At 72.1% G+C, this 1,543-nt stretch carries 1 protein-coding gene; it reads right to left on the reverse strand.

Annotated features, from left to right (window positions below; genetic code table 11):
- The coding region (rfbH, locus tag ACEPPI_RS40480) for a lipopolysaccharide biosynthesis protein RfbH (protein ID WP_373920234.1) at positions 1-1,229 on the reverse strand (1,229 nt) is incomplete at its 3' end.
- Positions 1,230-1,543: the final 314 nt, after the last annotated feature.

The raw sequence follows: 1,543 nt of genomic DNA on the forward strand, positions 1-1,543 counted from the left end.
ACGCCGATCCAGAAGGTCTGGTCGGTGATGATGTCGCTGTTGGTGAGGTCGCCGACGATGCGGTGGGGCTCACCGATGTAGGCGGGGTGGCGGGTGAGGTTGCCCGCGAACAGCCGCCGGGTGCCGATCTTCCGGCCCTCCAGGAAGTCCACGAGGGCGGCCCGGGTGTAGGGCGCCTGCGGGTCCACGGTGAGCGCGAACCCGAACCAGCTCGGGTCGCTGCGCGGGGTGGCCTCGGGCAGGATCAGGTACGGCAGGCCGTCGAGGCCGTCGCGCAGCCGCCGCCAGTTGCGGCGCCGGGCGTCGCAGAAGTCGTCCAGCTTGTCGAGCTGGGTCAGGCCGAGGGCCGCCTGGATGTCGGTGGCCTTCAGGTTGTAGCCCACGTGGGAGAAGATGTACTTGTGGTCGTACCCCTCCGGGAGGGTCCCCATCTGGTAGTCGAAGCGCTTGAGGCACTTGTTGGTCTCGCCCGGCTCGCACCAGCAGTCCCGGCCCCAGTCGCGCAGGGACTCCACGATCCGCGCGAGGGCCAGGTTCGAGGTCAGCACGCAGCCGCCCTCGCCCATCGTGAGGTGGTGCGCCGGGTAGAAGCTCACGGTGGTGATGTCGCCGAAGGTGCCCGTCAACTGTCCGTCGTAGGTGGAGCCGACGGCATCGCAGTTGTCCTCGATGAGGAACAGGTCGTGTTCCTGGGCGAGTTGTGCGATCTCCGCGACCTCGAAGGGGTTGCCGAGGGCGTGGGCGATCATGATGGCGCGGGTCTTGGGTCCGATGGCCCGGGCCACCCGCTCGGCCGTGGTGTTGTACGTGCCGAGCTCGACGTCGACGAAGACCGGGACGAGCCCGTTCTGGATGATCGGGTTGACGGTCGTCGGGAACCCGGCGGCCACCGTGATCACCTCGTCGCCGCGCCGCAGCCGCCGGTCCTCCAGCAGGTGCGAGGTGAAGGCGGTCATGGCCAGCAGGTTCGCCGAGGAACCCGAGTTGGTCAGGTGCGCCTTGCGCCGCCCCAGCTTGCGGGCGAAGCGCGACTCGAACCGCCGCGAACTGGGTCCGGCGGCGATCCGCATCTCCAGCGCCGCCTCGACCAGCGCCGCACGGTCCCGCTCGTCCAGCACGGCCCCGGCGGGCCAGATCTCGGTCGTGCCCGGGACGAAGGGCCGCTCGTCCTGCGCGTCCAGGTGGAACTTGGCGGTCTCGTCGAGGATCAGTCCCTTGTGGACGTTCATGGTGTATCCCTTTCCCGGCCCTCTCGGCCGGATGGTGGTCACGACGGTGCCCCGCCCCCGTACCGCCCCCGCGGGCGGCCGGGGGGGTACGGGGGCGGGGCAGGGACGGCGTGGTCGGGTACGGCGGGGGAGCCGCGGGCTGTACGGGGCAGGGCCGTGCGGGAACCGGCCGTGCGGGGCAGGGCCGTGCGGGAACCGGCCGTGCGGGGCAGGGCCCTGCGGGAACCGGCCGTGCGGGGCCCGGCTCAGGCCGCCCCCGCCGGGTCGTCATGCCGGCCGCGCGGGCCGGCCGAGGGGCGCGTCCGCGCCGAGGG

Origin of the sequence: Streptomyces sp. AB3(2024) (assembly GCF_041862025.1) — a bacterium.
Taxonomy (GTDB): domain Bacteria; phylum Actinomycetota; class Actinomycetes; order Streptomycetales; family Streptomycetaceae; genus Streptomyces.